Genomic DNA, 19,231 nt, shown 5'->3' with positions numbered 1-19,231 from the left:
AAAGTTTATATGTTCTAAGTTTAATTTCCCTATGCTAAAGATATAGAATTTCTATTATCGTTTGAGCAAATATGTAATGATTTGCTAGAATGTTTTAAATGGGTAGAAAGGAAACGTTAAACAAACTGGTACGTTAAAGGTAATGTTTGGATGAGTATTACAGAGGTAGATTATGAATGGTTTACATTTATTAATAATATAGTCCAGCAATCTCCATTATTGGACAACATAATGATTTTGTTTGCTGAATATGTTCAATATGCTTTTGCTTTATTAATTGTCATGCTATGGCTGCTAAACAAGAGTAATTATCGCGTGATGGCCTTTCAGGCTATGCTTGCATTTACTTTGGCGTATTCAATAAACAGACTTATTGAATTATTCTTCTTTAGGGATCGACCTTTTGTATCACATGATATTATTCAACTCATAGATCATACTGCTAATTCCTCTTTTCCAAGTGATCACGCTACATCTGCAATGGTTATTGCTTTTACTTTGTGGCTAGTATCCTATCGTTTTAAAAATATTTGGTTTGTTCTTGCAATAGGAGTGGCTTTCTCGAGAATATGGGTAGGAGTTCATTATCCATTTGATGTTATGGCTGGTTTTATAAATGGACTATTAGTAGCGTTATTTACACACTATATTTTATTTAAGACGCCACTTATAACTTCATTTATAAAAAGGCCGATTTTTCAAGGTAAAATGGGAGATTGTTAAGCCTTCTCGAATAAAAAAAGGACTGCATTTTTATCGAAATCATAAAAGTGCAGTCTTTTTTTTTACTCATAATATGATCGTATATATGTTACTCTGTCTTAAAAATCTTAACAATATTAATAATAAGCACCTTTACAATAGAATAAGCTGGGATGACAAAAATGACTCCAACAATACCTGCAATATTACCAGCCGTTAAAACTAACACAATGATTGTTAAAGGATGAATATTTAGCGTTTTCCCCATGATATTTGGAGAGATGATATTGCCTTCAATTTGTTGAGCAATTAACATGATAATGGATACATAAACAGCCATAATTGGGTCTTGAAATAAGGCAACTAGAAAAGCTGGTATGACGGCAATAAATGGACCTAAAAACGGAATAACGTTCGTGAACATTCCGAATATAGCTAAAACAAGTGAATAGTTTAGGTCAATAATTAAATAGCCTATGTACAAAAGCACACCGACAATGACACTGACGAGCATTTGACCTTGAATATAGGTAGCGATGGTCTTGTCCATTTCTTTTAATATGTTTTTTACATTTTCTTTTTTAGATTGTGGGAACATAACAGCCACACGCGGTACCAACCGATGACTATCTTTTAACATATAAAATAAAATAAATGGAACAAGCACGAGATAGAAGATCGTATTGATAAAACCGCCAATATATCCGAAAGCACTAAGAATTCCATTTGCAATATTCCCTGCATTGGCTGCAATTTTGACTTGTAATTTTTCACTCGCAGTTATCAATGCTTCTTGAACGAAGTCAGGGAAAGTACTCCGATTTTCCTGAATATACATAAACCAATCTGTTACGGTGGAAACCATCATTGGCAAATTCTTCACAAAATGCTCTAATTGATCATTGATAACCGGTCCAACCAATTTTATAATGCCAATAATAAACAATGTTATGGCAAGATAAGCAGCTAAAATGGCTATCCATTTTGGTGTTTTCTTTTTTTCAAGCCATGTTACTAAAGGTCGGCATAAATAAAACAAAATACCGGCTACAACGAAAGGCAAAAAGATTGTTTTAAGGAATATAAAGATTGGATTTAATATAAACTTATTTGTATTTAATAAATACACAATAATTAAAAATAAAATGATGGCAACCATACTTTTAAACCATCTTTGTTCAAACAACGACATGTACAAATCTCACCTCCAAAAGAATGGCTAATATTACCCCTATCTGAATATTATACCCAATATACTGAAAATCCAATAATAATTTGTCGGATCAATATGCATATTAAACCATAATAAGTGTGTCAATTCCCGGTCATAATCTAGTATCCAGTCATTTAATGCTTCAAAATCTTAAAAGCTTGGTAAGTTTTCCATGTTGATTTATAAATGATCTTATCAATCAGATGCTAAAATTTAAAGAATTAAGGAGATATTAAGGTGGAGTTTATGCATGTGTAAGAAAAAGAGTCTATTATAGTGTTAGATTAATAATAGCATAAACACAGTAGTTTTATAGGCGGTGATTTAATGTATTCTCAAATGAATGCACCCAGGCAACGATTATCCAGGGATGCGGTTAAAGTATGGATCATAAGTGAATTGGTTACAAATCTAATCGGATTTATTATCCTTGGGGCTTTATTTTATCTTGACTATCGCTTTTCATGGAAGGAATGGATTGGCTGGATTCTGATTGCTATTACAGCAATCTCTTTGATAGGAGCTGTTTGGTCATTTATCAATCCGTTTCTGCTTTATAAAAATTGGCGCTTTGATGTTGATGAAGAGTTTTTACAATTGAAATCAGGTGTACTAAAGGAAGTACATCAACTTGTCCCGATGACAAAAATTCAATCGGTTGCAACTACACAAGGACCGTTACTGAGAAAATACAGTCTCTGCTCTGTTTCAATTGAAACAATGGGGTCGTCTCATACAATTCCAGCCTTACCTAAAGATGCAGCTATTGAGTTAAGAAATCAGATTGCCCAATATGCAAAAATTAAGGAAGTGGAGCAATGACAAAGGCAAAACGATATAATCCGCTTCTCATCCTTTTTGATCTTTGGTTATTAATCAAGAACTCCATTTTCTTTGTGATTTTTTTATTTGTGATCAAAGCTGGTTCGGAATCCACCTTCATTACATACGGTAGGATTATTTTTTTCCTAGCTTTCGGATTAACTATTATTTCAATAATTTTGAAATGGTTGACCCATAAATACGAACTCGATGATAGATCCTTTCATCTTTACAAAGGAATTTTCAGCAAATCTGAACGAACTATTCCTTTTTCTAAAATTCAAAACATCAATCGTCATACTTCTTTATTCCATCGGATATTTAAAGTAACTTCCATCAACTTTGAAACAGGAATGGCAGGTGAGGATGCTGCTGTTAAATTCGAAGTCATTTCTCAAAAGGAAGCTGATAGGATGGAAGCGCATATGACAAGTGCTGTCCGTGATGACTTGGCGACTATTCTTCCTAGCGATGAAGAAGATATATCCTATTCTGCTATGGAAGTTAAAGAAGGAAAATCAAATCGGATCATTCATTTTAAGCCGACAAAGAATGATATTTTAAAAGCGTCCTTTACATCTCTAAGTTTTCTAGTTCTTATTCCTTTACTTAGCTCTTTATATTTCAAAATCAATGAAATCTTTCATGTAGAAGATAAAGCAGAGGGCATTTTTGAAAAGCTAATAGGCTCTTGGTGGATGGTGACCATCGTTTTCATTGTACTCATCATTGCTTCTGCCACTTTCGGAATCGTCAGGACCTTCTTAAAGTATGGGAAATATGAAATTTCATCAGACCATGATCGTATCTATATAATAAAAGGTGTAATCGATGAAGCTGCCTTTTCCATTGCAAAAGAAAAAGTACAGGCGATTGAAATTGAACAGTCATTTTTGAAGAGAGTGCTCGGACTGGCAGAAGTGAAGCTAACAAGTGCAGGTAGTTTGTCTTCAGGAGAGGATACTCATGAGATTAACTCATTATATCCCTTCCTTCCTATTAAGAGAGCATATGAATTGGTTTCGGAGATTTTGCCATATTATGAAGTTACACATAAGATGGATCGTCTCCCGCAAAAATCCTTATTGGTGCGCATGTTTATGCCGAGTTGGCTCTGGATCATTGCAACAATTATTCTATTTTATTTCAAGCCGGCTGTTCTAAAATTAGAGCAAGCTTGGTGGATCTTATCTGTTGGCCTGTTCATTATTATCGTTGTGTTAAGATTGCTAGATTTCTTTAATACTCGTTACATCTTAAATGATCATTTCATTCAGTTCAAAAAAGGAAGTTTGACCACCTCTTTATTCGTGTCAAAACGGGATAAGATCATTGAAGTGGAAGTAACTAGGAACATCTTTCAAAAACTGCTAGGCCTCGCCTCAATTGGGACCATCAATCGGGCTAAACCAGTGCATCATGCAGGTGTTGACGATGTCCCATTAGAGCTCGCTGACTCGTTTTACAAGTGGTATATGGGACGCAGAAATGAAATTGAGTTGGGATAAAAGCGTGTTTTTATTTCTTGACTAATTAATCTTTTATGTAAATAAAAGTTGAACGGAAAAACCAAAGAAAACACTCATGCTGAGTGTTTTCTTTGTTAAGCTAATAAGCAATTTTAAGCTTATTAACGTACTAAAGTAAAGTGTGTGTTCAATTAAATTTCTGCTAATAAGGTATTCGCCAAAAAAGACTTGGCGAACGCCAAGTTTTTCTAATAGCGAAGTTTCATCAAAACCTCTTTAATCTCTTCATCAGCCATTACTGTTTTCTTATACCGTTGGGTAATCTTTGTTAAAGCTACATCGTGATAGAAGAAATCAGTAAAAATCTTTACTAATGGCGGCGACTGAGTTCGAATGGCTTGCCAATATGAATCTTCAATACCGGCAAACATCATTTCTTTCTCATCTACAATGATAATTCTGCTTCGCTCGAGCGTTTCATGGCTTTGATCAGGAATAAGTGTAGAGACAGTTGGTATGATTGTTTCAACCTCTCCAATTACATGAATAATGACTTCCAATCCTTCTTTATATTTCGCTTCTAATAATGGCAAGTATGTAACTAAGTCATCTGCCCATGCAGAAATAAAGATTGAACGTGTTGCTTTCAAAGATAATGCCTTTATGAATGATTGGATGGATTGATTTTTTTTCAATGTCCATACACGGTCATCTACTTCGGTTTCTTCCACGTTTATTTTATTTAGTTCTTCAATATGTAATTCAAAATCTGCTTTTAATTTTTCAATCATTGCGTCCATCGGCAATGCTGTATAGAGACGTTTCTTTTCAACTGTTGCCTCCATCACAATTCCTTTTTCAGACAATCTGTGCAGAACTTCGTATACTTTCGAACGAGGAACCTCGGATCGTTTAACAATAGCCGTTGCATCAAGTGCTTGATTAATCGTAATAAGCGATGAATATACTTGACTTTCATATTGTGTAAAACCAAATTGCTGTAGCATCAAGATCCTCCTATTCTTTGTACAACCTTACCAATAGCATAGACTAAACACTCCTATAATTTCTAGTTGTTTATCTTTTTATATAATGTTACCCTTATGGTGGTAACTTTTAAAGGGGGTGTTTTCATAAATAAACGAGTGTATTTATTAACGATCGTTTCATTTGTGGTTGGATTAGTTGAATTAATACTTGGAGGAATTCTTGATTTAGTAGCTAATGACCTGGGGGTTTCTCTCGGGAAAGTCGGAATGTTAATTTCAATATTTTCTTTAGTCTTTGCTATTTTTGGCCCCATTTTATTAGCCGCTACAGCTAAAGTAGAACGAAAAAAGCTAACATTAATTTCTCTAAGTGTTTTCTTTTTTGCTAACTTACTAGCTATGTTTAGTACAAGTTATGCCATGCTTATGCTTGCACGTATCATTTCTGCCATGAGCGGAGCTTTACTTATCGCCTTATGTGTAACGATCGCATCTAATATTGTTTCAGAACAGTACCGTGCCCGTGCGATTGGCATTGTTTTTATGGGAGTCAGTGCTTCTTTAGTACTTGGGGTACCGGCAGGTCTAATGTTAGGTAATGCCTTTGGCTGGCATGCACCATTTCTCATGATTACGATCTTAACAGCATTGTCCTTTTTCGGGATCTATTTCTTTATGGAACGCATTAACCCGAAACCTGGTATTCCCTTTAGGGAACAGCTGCAGACATTGAAGAATGGCAGGATTTTATTGATTCAATTATCGTCGTTTTTATTCTTAGCTGGACATATAACGCTTTATGCATACTTAACGCCATTCTTACAAATGACAATGGGGCTTGATGGTACATGGATTAGTATGATGTATCTCATCTTTGGTATTTCAGCGATTATCGGCGGTGGTATGGGTGGAATGCTGTCTGACCGCTTTGGACCGAAGAAAACGATTATTGGAGTTATGGCTGTATTTGCTGTATCGATTTTCACGATTCCGTATACAACAAATATTTTGCCGTTATTTTTAGTGGTGATGATGATTTGGAGTATGCTAAGTTGGGCGATTACCCCAGCGATACAAAGTAACTTAATTGAATCTGCACCAGAAACAGCTTCTATTCAGCAAAGCTTAAATAACTCTGCTCTCCATTTCGGAATTGCTTTTGGGTCCATGATTGGGGGAATTGTTATTGAAAATGCAACAGTTGAGATGAATGCAACGGTTGGTGGAATCTTTGTCCTTTTTGCTTTACTAATGTTTTCATTAACAATGGTTAATAAGAAAAAACATGCTGAGTCTTCAGCTGCTTAAGACAAAAAACATTATCATTGATCATTTCTGAGTTGGTTTATAACACGAACGGATCAGGTTATTGATATAACAATAGAGAGTCTTTTACAATCAATCAGTAAAAAGACTCTCTTTTTAATTATCTATGACATCCTTCATCTATTCTGAAAAAAAGTAATGAAACCGGAATGCTTTGTCTAAGTACCTTAGCAATCGGATTTGGAAAGATAATGAGTTTTTAATTGGAAATAGAAAATGTTACATAACACAATGCCTAATTGCTCAATGTTTCACAAATTATCCATAGACTATTAAGTTGTTAAAACTTATATTATAGGTGTAGGAAGAAATAATTGGGAGTGAAGTATACTACAAAGGGAGGAAGAATGAATTATGCCTATGACAACCTTTAAAGCTACTGCTCATTTACAGCAAGGTGTTCAAGTTAAAGTAAAATCTCGTGATTTTGAGATAATCATTGATGAGCCAAAGGAATTAGGTGGAACAGATACAGGGATGAATCCTGTCGAGTTAACTTTATCCGCATTAGGTGCTTGTCAAGCTATCGTAGCTCGTGTATACGCTAGAAAGTTTAAAATTGAATTTGATGATCTTTGGATTGATGTGGAAGGGGACCTTGACACAGATGGCTTTATGAATAAATCTGATGTCCGCCGCGGTTATTCTGATATTCGTTTTAACATTCATATTGCGACAGATGCACCTAGAGAAAAAGTTGAGGAGTTTGTCGCGTTTATTGAGAAGACATGCCCGGTTGGGGATACCATCGCTAACCCAGTGAACGTAAAATTAAATCAGATTATTTTAGAACCGAGAAAGGTCCATGTGTGAAATATAGACTCTTTTTAAGCTTAAATACATTTCTCTGAGGGGCTGTCCGAAATGGGTATTGGACAGCCCGTATATATTGGGGTTTATTTTTCTATTGCCTTATTAACCGCTTCAATCGCATGAATGACGGTTGTATCAAATAATGGAACTTCTGAATCCTCTTGTTTTACTAATAATCCAATTTCTGTACAGCCCAATATGATTCCTTCAGCGCCATTCTCAACCAATCTCTTAATAACTTTTTTATAATAATCCCTTGCCGATTGTTGAATATTTCCTAAACATAACTCTTCATATATAACTTTATTAACCATCTCTCGTTCAGTATGACTTGGTACTAAAACCTGTATACCATTTGATTCTATTCTAGATTTATAAAAGTCTTGCTCCATTGTATACTTAGTACCTAATAGTCCTACAGTTGTAATATTTGATTTTTTTATTTGATTTGCTGTTGCTTCCGCTATATGTAAGATAGGTATGTTTATTTTTTCTTTAATATTTTCAATAACTTTATGCATCGTATTTGTACAGATAACAATAAATTCTGCTCCTCCTTTTTCTAATGAGAGAGCAACATTCCCTAATAATTCACCAGCTTTATCCCAAGCACCTACTGCCTGATAACGCTCAATCTCCTCAAAATCAACGCTGTATAATAAGCATTTTGCTGAATGTAAACCACCTAATCTTTTTTTTACTTCTTCGTTAATAATTCGATAATATTCAACCGAAGATTCCCAACTCATTCCGCCAATTAATCCGATCGTCTTCATAAGTTCCCCTCATTTCTATTTTGTTGTCATAATACTAATTATTCATAAGAGCATCAATTTAATCTTCTAATGCAAAAATAGTTTAAATAGACTTGCTTTGTCTACTATCTTGATATGTTATTAATAGAATTAGCAGATCATAAAACGGAAACTCCGAAGACTATGTTAAATTTCCTTGTTGATTTCCGCTGCAGGCACTCGCTTTCCGCGGGCGGTCCGGAAGCCTCCTCGTCGCTATCGCTCCTGCGGGGTCTTCCTTTGACTCGCTTCTCCCGCAGGAGTCTCGTGCCTTCCGCTCCAATCAACAACAAAATAGCATTTTCAACACTGAGCGTTAACACAGACCTGTTAAAAAAGAGAATTATTGAGTTATTGTACATAAATCAATAAGAAAAGGAATATTAAACCAAATGAAGAGTATTTAAGATATACTTAATAGAGAAGTTTAGATAAAGTGAAACTTCCATCAGTGGGGGTTTTTTCATCCCCCACTGATGTTAGTTGCGGCCCACAGGAAGTGGGTCACGCAGACGTTGCCACACGATGTGGCGCTTTTAGTCTGTGTTCATTTTACGGGCAGTAAGACCCCCACCTATCTTCCTCGCTTCTCTCTCAATCTTGAGGTGGGGGTCATACTGCCCGTTAATGCGGGATAAATATTAAAGGGGATAAGGATATGCAAAACGTGCTGTATATTTTATATGCTGTAATATTGGGTATCGTTGCATTGACTACGGGTGAAATAGTCACGTTTGTGATGTTAGGTTTTATTTTATTGGCCCTTAATAATATCAATTCAACATTAAAGAAAATTTATAAAAACACTAAAAAAAATGAATAGCAGTAAAACTTTTAAAAGAAACAAACTAGGAGATTCGTGCTAATGGGTGCGGATCTTTTTTCGAATAGAAAAATGAAACCGGAATGCTTATTCAATCGTCTAAGTACGAATTTTGAAAAAAGGGGGGTGAGCCGTTTTGTATTTGGAAGAGAAAAGCAACGCGAATTATGCATGTGTAAGAGATGAAAATGTTGATGCTGTGATAGAAGGTTTGATGATGGAGTATGGTACAGAGTTAACCTCGCTCGCTTTTTCCTATGTGAAGGACGCGGCACAAGCGAAAGATATTGTACAAAATGTTTTTATTCGCTGCTATCAGCATTTGCACCAGTTTAAAGGTGAAGCTTCAATTAAAACATGGCTGTACCGGATTACGATTAATCAGTGTAAAGATTATTTGAAGAGCAGTTATTTTAAAAGGATTTTCTCGATTGAAAAGATGGAAAAAGTGGTGCAATCAGAGCAAAATCCAGAAGAAGATTTGCTGGATAAGGACCGAAAAACGCAAGTGAAAAATATAGTTTTATCATTAAGACCAAAGTATAAGGAAGTCATATTTTTATATTACTATAAAGATTTTTCAGTAGAAGAAATATCAGTTGTTTTGAAGGTTTCTGCGAATACTGTCAAAACAAGGCTGAAAAGAGGAAGAGAGCGGCTTAAGCAGTTATTAGAAGAGGGGGGATTTGAATGGGAGGATATATGAACCGAGATAAGAAGCTTCGAAACAGTGAATTATTTGAAGAAGTATCATTTAATGCGGACGATCGTCATCAAGTACATACTGTGCTTAAGGAAAGAAAGGTTCGACGGAATGTTTTCGGTAAAGGAAAGAGAGCTTTAGTGCCTGTGATCATTGGAATCATGATTTTATGTGCAGGGATCTATTTGCCATCTAATCCAGTATTGGCATTATCAAAGCTTCCTTTCTTTGAATCAATCTTTCAATTTTTTGGAGATAGCGGTTTAAAAGATGCTACAAAAGAGAATAAGCAAAATGTTCAACATCAGAAGAGTGAAGATGGTATGAGCATGGAAATACAAGAAGCTGTTTATGATGGAAAAAGGCTTTCAATCAGCTATGTTATCAAGTCTGAAAAGCCAATCAAGAATTATACTAGCCGTATGGTGAATTTTTATATCCCATTCGACGGCTTTCAAAAAGGAGGATATATTTCCAATGATCAATTTAAGCAAGTGTCAGATCATGAAGTAATCGGTTACTCCACATTTACATCAGAATCAGAAATGCCGAATGATATCATGGTAGATTTTGTTTATAAAGGAACGACAGATTATACATCTGATAAGCAAAAAGAATTCAAATTTTTGTTTGAAGTTCCGATTAAAAAGACCACTAAGATTGATACAGTAGTATTCAATAAAAAGAAAAGCTTTGGGGAAGAGGAACTGAAACTGAAACAAATAAGCCTAAGCCCTATCTCAACGGTCATCAACTTACAATATAAAGCTCCCTATCAAAATAATCCGGATGATGTGGCGATGTCTATTCGCCTGCTTGATCAAGATAACAGAATAATAAAGGAAGTTCCCAATAGAATAGGATGGTTCGGTACACAAATAAAAGAAAATAATCGTTGGTATACATTAAAGGAAACAAATATATTATTTGAACCGCTTGATAAAGAAATCGAAGAGATTAAAATACAGCTGTTTAAAAACGAAAACCAATTAGATATTTTAACTGATACGAAGGTTAAATTAATCGCCTTGCCAGAAGCAAAGAACCAGCTTCTTAATCTTGGTGAAAGAGGGACGATGAAAATTACTGATATAAAGCAAGAAGAGGATTCTGCTGTGATCCGTTACGAATATAACAGCAGCTTCGCCTTTTATTATAACTTATCACCGCTCGTACTTAAAAGCGCAGATGGGAATTGGCATCACGGTATCGAAATGGAACGAAAATATCTCGGCAATGAAACGTATATGGTAGAGGAATTATTTCTTGATCTTCCTAAAGATAAGTTAGAGGTGAGATACCTACAGGAGAAAGCACCTGAGTTAATAGAAGAACTGGAAATAAAGGTATCATCTGACGAAATTAAAAATGGCATCAAAGTACAATAACCAAGTTAGCGGTAAATGAACCGAATTCTAAAGAAGGGATATTAACATAAAAATAAAAAAGGGGTGCCTCTGAGCCGAATGATCGGCTTATGAGAAACCCCCACTTGTTTAACAATCTAGCCTTATATTAATGCCAGTTTCCTGCTTTATATTCTCCCTTTCTAAATGGCAGCCACCAATTCCACTTTCCAAATAGCTTCATTAAGCTAGGGACGAGTAAAAGTCGTATAATGGTCGCATCGATGGCGACTGCAATTGCAATTCCAACCCCGATCTGTTTTACTGGCATAACGTCCGTAAAGGCAAAGGCCCCTGTTAAAACAATCATGATAAGAGCGGCTGATGTAATAATTTTACTCGTCGACGCTAATCCTTCGACGGTTGCACGGTCATTGTCAAATGAGCTTGCATACTCCTCCTGCATTCTCGAAATAAGGAATACCTCATAGTCCATACTTAAACCAAACACAAGACTAAAGACGATGACAGGGATAATAAGGGCAATCGTCCCTGCCTCCAAGCCAAAATGGCCGTATTGGAAAATATAGACGAGAATGCCAAACGTCGCAGAAAGTCCAACGATGTTCATCAATATCGCTTTAATCGGAATTAAAATTGACCGGAAGGCCAGCATCAAGATTAAAAAGGTCGAAACAATAATGACAGTGAGAACAAGCCCAATTTTATTAGCGATCTCATCGAATATTTCCTGATTAAATTTTGGCTGCCCCCCGATTAAAAGGTCGAAAGAGGTTTCCTTCTCTGATAGATGACGTACCCAATCTTGTGCTTCATTTGAAGCTCCCGATGCTTTTAGCGTTACAGGAATGAACAGCTTATCATCTTTTACGAATGAATCCCATACTGGTTCAAGAGTCGCTTTCATTTCAGGTGCTGCCCATGCTTGTTCCCATTCCATAGGCGATTTGATCCCGCTTAAAGAAAAGATGGTTGTCACATGATCAACAAGTGAATCATTTAGAAAATCATCTTCTAATTTCTGTATTTGCTCTAAGCCCTCTAAATCTTGCCAACCTTCCTCACGTGTCGCTACGACATAAGCAGAGGATTTCTCTCCTAGTCCAAATTCATCCTCAAGCAATTCATATGCTTGACGAGAATCATAAGAAATTGGCAAAGAATCGATTTGTGGAATGGTTAAATTCATGTTTCGAGCAGGGATAAGAGCAGTTCCTAATAAAATGAGCGCCAATATTGTAATCGTGACAGGACGCTTGATTACACCATTTGCAAACACGCGCCAGCGATTCGTGCCGTTTTGCTTTAATTTCAGTACTTGCCATTTATCAATTCGTTCACCTAACAAGATTAAAATAGCAGGCAAAAGCGTTATGGAACTAATCACTGCCATCGACACAACAATCATTCCACCAATCGCGATATTTTGGAAAATATCTACTTCAATGAATAGCATCGCTCCAAGTCCAATAAACACACAAAGGGCAGAAAAGATAACCGAACGTCCTGCCGTTCGAATCGTGGTGGAGATAGCTTCAAGCGAAGATGACTTTTTTCGTTCTTCTCGATAGCGACTAATAAAAAGCAAAGCAAAATCAATGCTTAATGCAAGACCGAGCATCGGAATAATATTAAGGACAAAAATAGAAAGATCGACATGACCTCCTAAAATCGTTAATGTACCGAACGACACAATAATCGTACTTAAACCAATAATTAATGGGATACACGAAGCCGCAACGGTTCCAAATGCAAATAAGAGAACAATAATGGCAATCGGAAGACCAATCGCTTCTGCAATCATCAGATCTCGCTGGCTCGCCGTATTAATATCCTTTGAAATTGCAGGGGCACCAGTTAAAACAATCCCCTTTTCATCTCCGATAGCATCACGTATATTTGTTACAATTTCAGACATATCCGCATCTTCATCATCGAATTGAAGCATCGCATAAGAAAGCTGACTTTTATATAATGAAGGATCTTCCAATGGTGAAACAATTTGAGATGTAACGCCCATTTCCTCAATTTTTTTAAGTGTCGCCTTTATTTTTTCATCACTCACTTGATCAAAAACAAGAAAAATCGTCTCAACAGGCATATCAAATGTATTTGCGGCAATTTCCATTACTTCTTCATGCTCCCCATCCATCCGAAACCCATCGCCTTGAAGCATTGAAGGAAGGCGGATAGCAAAAAACGCCATCACTACTGTGATCACAACCCAAGTGATTATGATATATTTATAAGCTCCCGTTACAAACCGTGCTAGAGTGCGCATACTCTCTTTCCCCTCACTATGTACGAATCATATTCCCTTTTTAGTTTAGCCGATAAGCAGAAACTTGTCTCTTTAAATAGAGGATGAATGGATGGGATATCTCTTTGTATGTCTTTGATCATTGCTAACTACTTAAAAGTTTGACTGGTTTTTAATCCAGCTCTAGGAAAGCCCGCCGTATGAAAAAAAGGCTACCACGGTAACGAATCCAGTGCATTGGTGCCCGTCAACTGAAAAATCCTAGCCTTTTAATTTAGTCTTTAATTAATGTAGGAATAGGAGATTAAATGTAAGAAGGAGAGGGACAATGTTCCTGTCCCCTTGTCCTTAACTCTCATAACCAATCCCATATTTCTTCATTTTTTTATAAAGGGTAGCCCGGGACATTCCTAATTCTTTTGCGCTGATGCTTTTGTTGCCGTATGTTTTTTCAAGGGTTTGGAGGATTCGTTCTCTTTCTATGCTTTCCTTTTCATTTTTCAGTGAAAGAGGGACTGTATAAAGTGGTTTTACTAGTTGTTTAGCTTGCGGTAATAGCTGGGTAATATCCATTTCAGAAATTTCACTGTGCTCATGAAGAACCATAAGTCTTTCGAATAGATTACGCAATTCGCGTATATTGCCGGGCCAATGGTATTCACATAATCGATTTAATGCTTCTTTATGAATACTAGGAAGCGGTTTGTTATATGAAGAAGAAAATTCTTCTAAAAACTCATAGACCAGGCATGGAAGATCCTCTATCCGTTCCCGAAGAGACGGAATTCGAGTGGCAAATACGTTTAGACGGTAATACAAATCAGAACGGAAAGTCCCCTCTGATACCATATTTTCTAAATGCCGATTCGTAGCAGCGATTATTCTTACGTTGATTTTTTTTGGAGTTTGTCCGCCTATACGATAAATTTCTTTTTCTTGTAAAGCCCTCAATAGTTTTACCTGCATATTAAGGGGAAGTTCCCCCACTTCATCTAGAAATAAGGTACCTCCTTTAGCAAGCTCCATTTTCCCTGGTTTTCCTTTATTCGAGGCCCCGGTATATGCTCCTGCTTCATATCCAAATAGCTCGCTTTCAAACAAGGCTTGTGGAATAGCGCCGCAGTTAATAGGGATAAATGCTTTTTTGCTTCGTGAGCTTTCCTGGTGGATGGCCTGAGCAAAAAGCTCCTTTCCTGACCCGCTTTCGCCTGTAATTAAGACGGTAGCATCTGATTTAGCGGCTTTTTTTGCATCATAAATGAGACGATTAATCGCTTGGCTGTTCCCCTTAATTTTGCTAAAAGCATCATCAAGACGCTTAGAAGAGAGTTGTTGTTTTAAGTGCTGCAGCTCTTGTAATGTATTCGATAAATTTTCGTTTAATCGTATAGTCGTTGAAATGTCTCTTTCCACTGACATAGAACCAATAAGCTGATTGTTTTCATCGTAGATCGGAGTAGTGCTAATGACTACATGTTGGTCAGGAAGCGGTTGATGATATTTTTCATGGACAGGTTGTTTAGATTTTAGGACCTTTAAGTTCATGACATCTTCTTCTCTGAAAAAATCTGTTACATTTCTCCCAATGATCTCTTCTTTTTTAATATGAAAAGTTTTCTCTGCTGCTTCATTCCAATAAACCATTTCTCCCTTTGTATTAACGATGGAAATCGATTCTTCTAAAACGGATAACAATGTGTGTAAGGTATGAAGGGCAAAAGAGTCAGGTATTTTCATAGAATCACCTCACAGATTTAATAAATTGTGTTTAAAAAATATACAATCTATACACTTTTGTTGATAAAAATATACACTATTCATTAAATATTGTAAATTCAGTTTAACAGAAAATTAATAAAGTTTCTTTTTGGCAGGTTGGCATAATAATTGCATTAAATAAAGATGAATCACCAAGCATCATTGAAGAGGGGAGCTTATGTGAGAGTTATAAGTCTGCTGCTTCATTTTAATAATCATGGTATTTAACCATATTTATTAAAAATTAAACGAAAATTGGAGGAGAAATGATGAGATACGATAAATTATTTACGACTATTGACGTTCATGTGTCAGGAGAACCATTGCGTATTATTACCGGTGGTCTGCCGGAAATCAAAGGGGAAACCCAATTAGAAAGACGGGCATATTGCATGGAACATTTAGATCATATTCGAGAGGTGCTAATGTACGAGCCAAGGGGACATCATGGAATGTACGGCTGTATTATTACTCCACCGGCAAGTCCTGGTGCAGATCTTGGAGTGTTATTTATGCATAATGATGGCTTTAGTACAATGTGCGGTCATGGAGTCATCGCAGTCGTGACGATGGCCATTGAGACAGGCATGATCGAGATAAAAGATGAAAATCAAAAGTTCATTATCGATTGCCCATGTGGACCTGTCGTTGCCTATGCAAAATGTAATGGGAATGAAGTGGAAGCGGTTTCTTTTGAAAACGTACCTTCTTTTGTCTATAAAAAAGATGTTCCAGTGAAAATTGATGGCTATGAATTTAATGTGGATATATCTTATGGCGGAGCTTTTTATGCTGTAGTTGATAGTAAAAAAGTGGGCTTAAAAGTTAATAACGAAGATCTATGGGATCTGCAAATATGGGGAGACAAAATTAAACATTACATTGAAGGCCAAATGAAAGTGAAGCACCCATATGAGGATATAACAGAGATCTATGGGGTGATATTCTCTGACGAACCACAAGACAGCCATGCTGATTTACGGAATGTAACCATCTTTGCTGATAAACAGGTCGATCGCTCGCCTTGTGGTTCAGGCACTGCCGCTAGAGTAGCTACTCTATATGAACGTGGGGTATTGAAGGAAGGCGGAAGCTTTGTTCATGAAAGTATTACTGGGGGAAAATTTATTGGAGAAGTATTGTCATTAACAAAGGTCGGCGAATATGAAGCTGTTATTCCAAAAGTAACAGGGGATGCATTTATAACAGGATTCCATCAATTTGTCGTAGATTTACGGGATCCATTAAATAAAGGATTTTTATTGATGTAATGTTCGGTAAGAGTGTGTGTCAACGGGGAAAATTCAGCTCTCCTGTAATGGGGAACCGGTAAGGGGTTGTTTACATGAAATGGTGGAGAAATCAAAAGCTTTATGTGAAAATTTTCATCGGTGTATTAGTGGGGGTCATTCTAGGTCTTGTGTTTGGACCAAAAACCGCCATTTTAAAACCAATCGGGGATATTTTTATTCGTTTGCTGCAAATGCTTATCGTTCCATTGGCATTTTTAAGTATTGTATCTGGCATAACCAAGCTCGAAGATATCAAAATGTTGAGATCTATTGGTGGAAAGATTTTGATTTTTTATGTATTAACCACTTTACTAGCCACAATTAGTGGGGTTGTTACCGCCCTCTTGATTAATCCGGGTAAAGGTGAGAAAGGACTTCTCGATAAAGGGGAAGCTCCTGAGCATGAAGAATTTAGTTTTCTAGACAATATCGTCCAATGGGTTCCGTCAAATATTTTTCAATCAATGTCAGAAACCAATATGCTTCAGATTATTATCTTTGCTATTTTTGTCGGAATCGCAATCGTTCTTCTTGGAGACAAAGTGAAACGAATTCGTGAATTAGCCCAAGAAGGAGCAGACCTGATGATCAAAATTGCAGAAATCGTCATTAACTTTGCTCCTTACGGAATTATGGCGTTAATAGCTAACATTATCGGAACACTTGGATTGGAAATGCTTATCGAAGTTGGTCGATATGTATTATCGGCATTTATCGGTTTCTTCATTATTCTTTTAATAATATATCCGATTTTATTGAAAGGATTAGGAAAAACAAGCCCACTGTTCTTTTATAAGCAAATAAGTCCAGCTATGCTTGTAGCCTGCAGTACAACATCAAGCAGCGCAACACTTCCTGCATCAATGGAGGTTTCAAAAGAGGGACTCAAAATACCTGAAAACATATATGGATTCACGCTTCCGCTTGGCGCGACAATAAATATGAATGGATTAGCATCAACCCTGGGGGTTCTAGCTGTATTTGCAGCAAACCTTTACGGGATCCCTATTACGTTTAGTATGATTTTACAGATTGCCTTTTTAGGTGTTGTTCTTGCAATGGGCTGTGCAGGAGTAAAAGGGGCAGATGTCGTTACGGCATCCCTATTACTTTCTACATTAGGTCTTCCACTTACGTTAATACCAATCATTGCGGCAGTTTCCCCTATTGTTGATATGGGCAATACGGTTGTCAATATAACAGGTGATTTAGCAGGAACACAGATTGTTCACCGGAGAAATCCCCATTATTCAGATGGAAAAGAAGAGAGTATGATGTTGGCAGGAATAGATGATGTTAGTCATTAACCATTGGGACAAGGGACATACCCTCACATCCCACCAAGTAAAGATATAAGGATGAGAACCTATGTTAGTAATAAATACTGATGAACTGCGAAGTTTAGCAGACATGAATGAAATTATTGAATGTGTGGCTGTTGCTTTAAAGGAATTTTCAGCGAAAAGGACGATTACACCTATCCGTGCCGCTCTTCCTTTTAATAATGATCAAAATACAGCATTAATCATGCCTTCTGTTGCTGAAGAACTTGGCAGTGTTGGATTAAAGGTAGTAGCAGTAGCTCCCAATAACAAAAATTTAGGTAAGAAAACGATAACAGGAGTCGTAATGCTATCGGACTTTAAAACAGGGGAACCAATCGCTCTTTTGGAAGGCTCCTATTTAACAATGATTAGAACGGGTGCCTTATCAGGGGTAGCAACGAAATATTTATCTCGTCAAGATGCAAAGAAGCTATGTATCATTGGTACTGGAGAACAAGCAAAAGGTCTGCTTGAAGCCGTACTGACTGTTCGAGACATTGAAGAGATCTTCCTTAATAACAGAACAGAACAGAAAGCACAGGAATTTGCTGAATATATTAGAATGAAATTTGATAAACATGTACAGGTATATTCAGATTCAAATGAAGCAGTATGTGAAGCTGACATTATAGTAACGACAACAAACTCTACAACACCGGTTTTTTCAGAACGATTAAAACCTGGTGTTCATGTGAATGCAGTTGGTTCATTCAGGCCTACGATGCAAGAGATTCCATCTCATGCCATTTCTTCAGCTCATAAGGTTGTAGTCGAATCGAGCGAAGCGGCTCTTGAAGAAACAGGTGATTTCCAAATCCCAATAAAAGAAGGCGTTTTTAAACCTGGTGATATTTATGGAGAACTCGGGCAAATTGTAAATGGAGAACTAAATGGAAGAGAAAGCAACCAAGAAATTACTCTCTTTAAATCTGTAGGACTAGCAGTTGTAGACATTGTAGTAGCCAAGTATTTTTACGAAAAAGCCATTAAAAATAAAATAGGAACTAGTATTAACTTTTAGCCAGGGACATGGGGACAGTTTCCTTGTCTCACTTGTAAGAATGGTGATGGATAGAGAGAGAGTCACCCCTGCCACTACTCAGATTTATTGAAGGAACTTAATAACTGCCACATTTTTCGTGGAGTGACAGTTACTGTTCTCTTATTAAAGTTATTTAATAACGAAAGCCGACACTAAAAATAAAATAGTGTCGGCTTTTTTCGAGTGAGTTAAATCATCAAACCTAATGGATGTCTTGCTGAGCATTTTAACGCTTCTTCCAATTGCATTTATAGCCAACTTAAGGAGAGTTCAGCCTGAAAAGGTAATGAAATATACTTTGTCTACACTCTGGACTCTTTTTCGGTAAAGGAGAGTTTTCTGGTTGGTGAGGGGGAATTATTGGATGATCCCTCTGCGCAAGGCTTCGGCCACTCAAGACCAGATTGCCCGATGACGAGATTAGCCACTCCTTTTGGCAAACCAATTTCATCAAAGATTTTAAGGAGGTGAATCATAATACAGCAATGGCTTTGATGGAACTATGACCGTCAATCAAAGATATGCGGAACAAC

At 36.6% G+C, this 19,231-nt stretch carries 15 protein-coding genes; 10 read left to right on the top strand and 5 right to left on the bottom strand.

Annotated features, from left to right (window positions below):
• Positions 1–150: 150 nt before the first annotated feature.
• Positions 151–723 (top strand): undecaprenyl-diphosphatase, encoded by a 573-nt coding sequence (locus tag KHA94_RS21890; protein ID WP_213104242.1) that lies wholly within the window; start codon positions 151–153, stop codon positions 721–723.
• Between the two features lie 88 nt (positions 724–811).
• Here KHA94_RS21890 and KHA94_RS21885 read toward each other — a convergent pair whose 3' ends face one another.
• Complete coding sequence (locus KHA94_RS21885; protein WP_213104241.1) at positions 812–1,894, bottom strand: AI-2E family transporter; 1,083 nt, start codon at positions 1,892–1,894, stop codon at positions 812–814.
• 348 nt (positions 1,895–2,242) lie between these two features.
• On the opposite strand from KHA94_RS21885, the gene KHA94_RS21880 reads away from it, so the two are divergent.
• Together KHA94_RS21880 and KHA94_RS21875 are read left to right on the top strand one after the other, a co-directional pair.
• Entirely contained in the window at positions 2,243–2,737 is a 495-nt protein-coding gene (locus KHA94_RS21880) for a PH domain-containing protein (RefSeq protein WP_213104240.1), read from the top strand.
• Positions 2,734–4,245 carry a PH domain-containing protein gene (locus tag KHA94_RS21875; protein ID WP_213104239.1) on the top strand — a complete coding sequence of 504 codons (1,512 nt, stop codon included), beginning with the start codon at positions 2,734–2,736 and terminating at the stop codon, positions 4,243–4,245. The genes KHA94_RS21880 and KHA94_RS21875 overlap by 4 nt, the downstream gene beginning before the upstream one ends.
• A 209-nt stretch (positions 4,246–4,454) precedes the next feature.
• Here the strand turns inward: KHA94_RS21875 and KHA94_RS21870 are convergent, their stop codons facing one another.
• Entirely contained in the window at positions 4,455–5,213 is a 759-nt protein-coding gene (locus KHA94_RS21870; RefSeq protein WP_213104238.1) for a TrmB family transcriptional regulator, read from the bottom strand.
• 126 nt (positions 5,214–5,339) lie between these two features.
• Here KHA94_RS21870 and KHA94_RS21865 point away from each other — a divergent pair, with 126 nt between their 5' ends.
• A complete protein-coding gene (locus tag KHA94_RS21865; protein WP_213104334.1) occupies positions 5,340–6,503 on the top strand; it encodes an MFS transporter in 1,164 nt (387 codons plus the stop codon).
• 372 nt (positions 6,504–6,875) lie between these two features.
• Positions 6,876–7,334: an OsmC family protein gene (locus KHA94_RS21860; RefSeq protein WP_213104237.1), complete on the top strand. Its 459-nt coding sequence runs from the start codon at positions 6,876–6,878 to the stop codon at positions 7,332–7,334.
• An 83-nt stretch (positions 7,335–7,417) separates the two neighbouring features.
• Here the strand turns inward: KHA94_RS21860 and KHA94_RS21855 are convergent, their stop codons facing one another.
• The gene (locus KHA94_RS21855; RefSeq protein WP_213104236.1) at positions 7,418–8,110 is read right to left on the bottom strand and encodes an aspartate/glutamate racemase family protein; all 693 of its coding nucleotides are present in this window, start codon (positions 8,108–8,110) and stop codon (positions 7,418–7,420) included.
• 977 nt (positions 8,111–9,087) lie between these two features.
• On the opposite strand from KHA94_RS21855, the gene KHA94_RS21850 reads away from it, so the two are divergent.
• Together KHA94_RS21850 and KHA94_RS21845 are read left to right on the top strand one after the other, a co-directional pair.
• On the top strand, positions 9,088–9,657 hold the full coding sequence (locus KHA94_RS21850; RefSeq protein ID WP_213104235.1) for a sigma-70 family RNA polymerase sigma factor: 570 nt from the start codon (positions 9,088–9,090) through the stop codon (positions 9,655–9,657).
• Positions 9,642–11,042 carry a DUF4179 domain-containing protein gene (locus KHA94_RS21845; RefSeq protein WP_249365680.1) on the top strand — a complete coding sequence of 467 codons (1,401 nt, stop codon included), beginning with the start codon at positions 9,642–9,644 and terminating at the stop codon, positions 11,040–11,042. Before KHA94_RS21850 ends, KHA94_RS21845 begins: the two co-directional genes overlap by 16 nt.
• Positions 11,043–11,169: 127 nt before the next feature.
• On the opposite strand, the gene KHA94_RS21840 is transcribed toward KHA94_RS21845, so the two are convergent.
• Positions 11,170–13,302 (bottom strand): MMPL family transporter, encoded by a 2,133-nt coding sequence (locus KHA94_RS21840; RefSeq protein WP_213104234.1) that lies wholly within the window; start codon positions 13,300–13,302, stop codon positions 11,170–11,172.
• A gap of 327 nt (positions 13,303–13,629) precedes the next feature.
• Positions 13,630–15,018, bottom strand: a complete 1,389-nt coding sequence (locus KHA94_RS21835; RefSeq protein WP_213104233.1) for a sigma-54 interaction domain-containing protein — start codon at positions 15,016–15,018, stop codon at positions 13,630–13,632.
• A 290-nt stretch (positions 15,019–15,308) separates the two neighbouring features.
• Between KHA94_RS21835 and KHA94_RS21830 the strand changes: the two genes are divergently transcribed.
• The 3 genes from KHA94_RS21830 (at position 15,309) to KHA94_RS21820 (ending at position 18,677) form a co-directional block, all read left to right on the top strand.
• Positions 15,309–16,310, top strand: coding sequence for a proline racemase family protein (locus tag KHA94_RS21830; RefSeq protein WP_213104332.1), 1,002 nt, complete (start codon positions 15,309–15,311; stop codon positions 16,308–16,310).
• 74 nt (positions 16,311–16,384) lie between these two features.
• The gene (locus tag KHA94_RS21825; RefSeq protein WP_213104232.1) at positions 16,385–17,638 is read left to right on the top strand and encodes a dicarboxylate/amino acid:cation symporter; all 1,254 of its coding nucleotides are present in this window, start codon (positions 16,385–16,387) and stop codon (positions 17,636–17,638) included.
• Positions 17,639–17,699: 61 nt separating this feature from the next.
• Positions 17,700–18,677: an ornithine cyclodeaminase family protein gene (locus KHA94_RS21820; protein WP_213104231.1), complete on the top strand. Its 978-nt coding sequence runs from the start codon at positions 17,700–17,702 to the stop codon at positions 18,675–18,677.
• Positions 18,678–19,231 lie beyond the last annotated feature (554 nt).

This window comes from Cytobacillus citreus (assembly GCF_018343665.1).
Classification (GTDB): domain Bacteria; phylum Bacillota; class Bacilli; order Bacillales; family Cytobacillaceae; genus Cytobacillus; species Cytobacillus citreus.
This window is presented reverse-complemented; position numbering and strand designations above follow the sequence as displayed.

Coding starts and splice junctions, on each gene's coding strand:
- KHA94_RS21885 (WP_213104241.1), bottom strand. CDS start 1,894: ATGTCGTTGTTTGAACAAAGATGGTTTAAAAGTATGGTTGCCATCATT.
- KHA94_RS21870 (WP_213104238.1), bottom strand. CDS start 5,213: ATGCTACAGCAATTTGGTTTTACACAATATGAAAGTCAAGTATATTCA.
- KHA94_RS21890 (WP_213104242.1), top strand. CDS start 151: ATGAGTATTACAGAGGTAGATTATGAATGGTTTACATTTATTAATAAT.
- KHA94_RS21825 (WP_213104232.1), top strand. CDS start 16,385: ATGAAATGGTGGAGAAATCAAAAGCTTTATGTGAAAATTTTCATCGGT.
- KHA94_RS21835 (WP_213104233.1), bottom strand. CDS start 15,018: ATGAAAATACCTGACTCTTTTGCCCTTCATACCTTACACACATTGTTA.
- KHA94_RS21820 (WP_213104231.1), top strand. CDS start 17,700: ATGTTAGTAATAAATACTGATGAACTGCGAAGTTTAGCAGACATGAAT.
- KHA94_RS21840 (WP_213104234.1), bottom strand. CDS start 13,302: ATGCGCACTCTAGCACGGTTTGTAACGGGAGCTTATAAATATATCATA.
- KHA94_RS21845 (WP_249365680.1), top strand. CDS start 9,642: ATGGGAGGATATATGAACCGAGATAAGAAGCTTCGAAACAGTGAATTA.
- KHA94_RS21875 (WP_213104239.1), top strand. CDS start 2,734: ATGACAAAGGCAAAACGATATAATCCGCTTCTCATCCTTTTTGATCTT.
- KHA94_RS21880 (WP_213104240.1), top strand. CDS start 2,243: ATGTATTCTCAAATGAATGCACCCAGGCAACGATTATCCAGGGATGCG.
- KHA94_RS21860 (WP_213104237.1), top strand. CDS start 6,876: ATGCCTATGACAACCTTTAAAGCTACTGCTCATTTACAGCAAGGTGTT.
- KHA94_RS21855 (WP_213104236.1), bottom strand. CDS start 8,110: ATGAAGACGATCGGATTAATTGGCGGAATGAGTTGGGAATCTTCGGTT.
- KHA94_RS21830 (WP_213104332.1), top strand. CDS start 15,309: ATGAGATACGATAAATTATTTACGACTATTGACGTTCATGTGTCAGGA.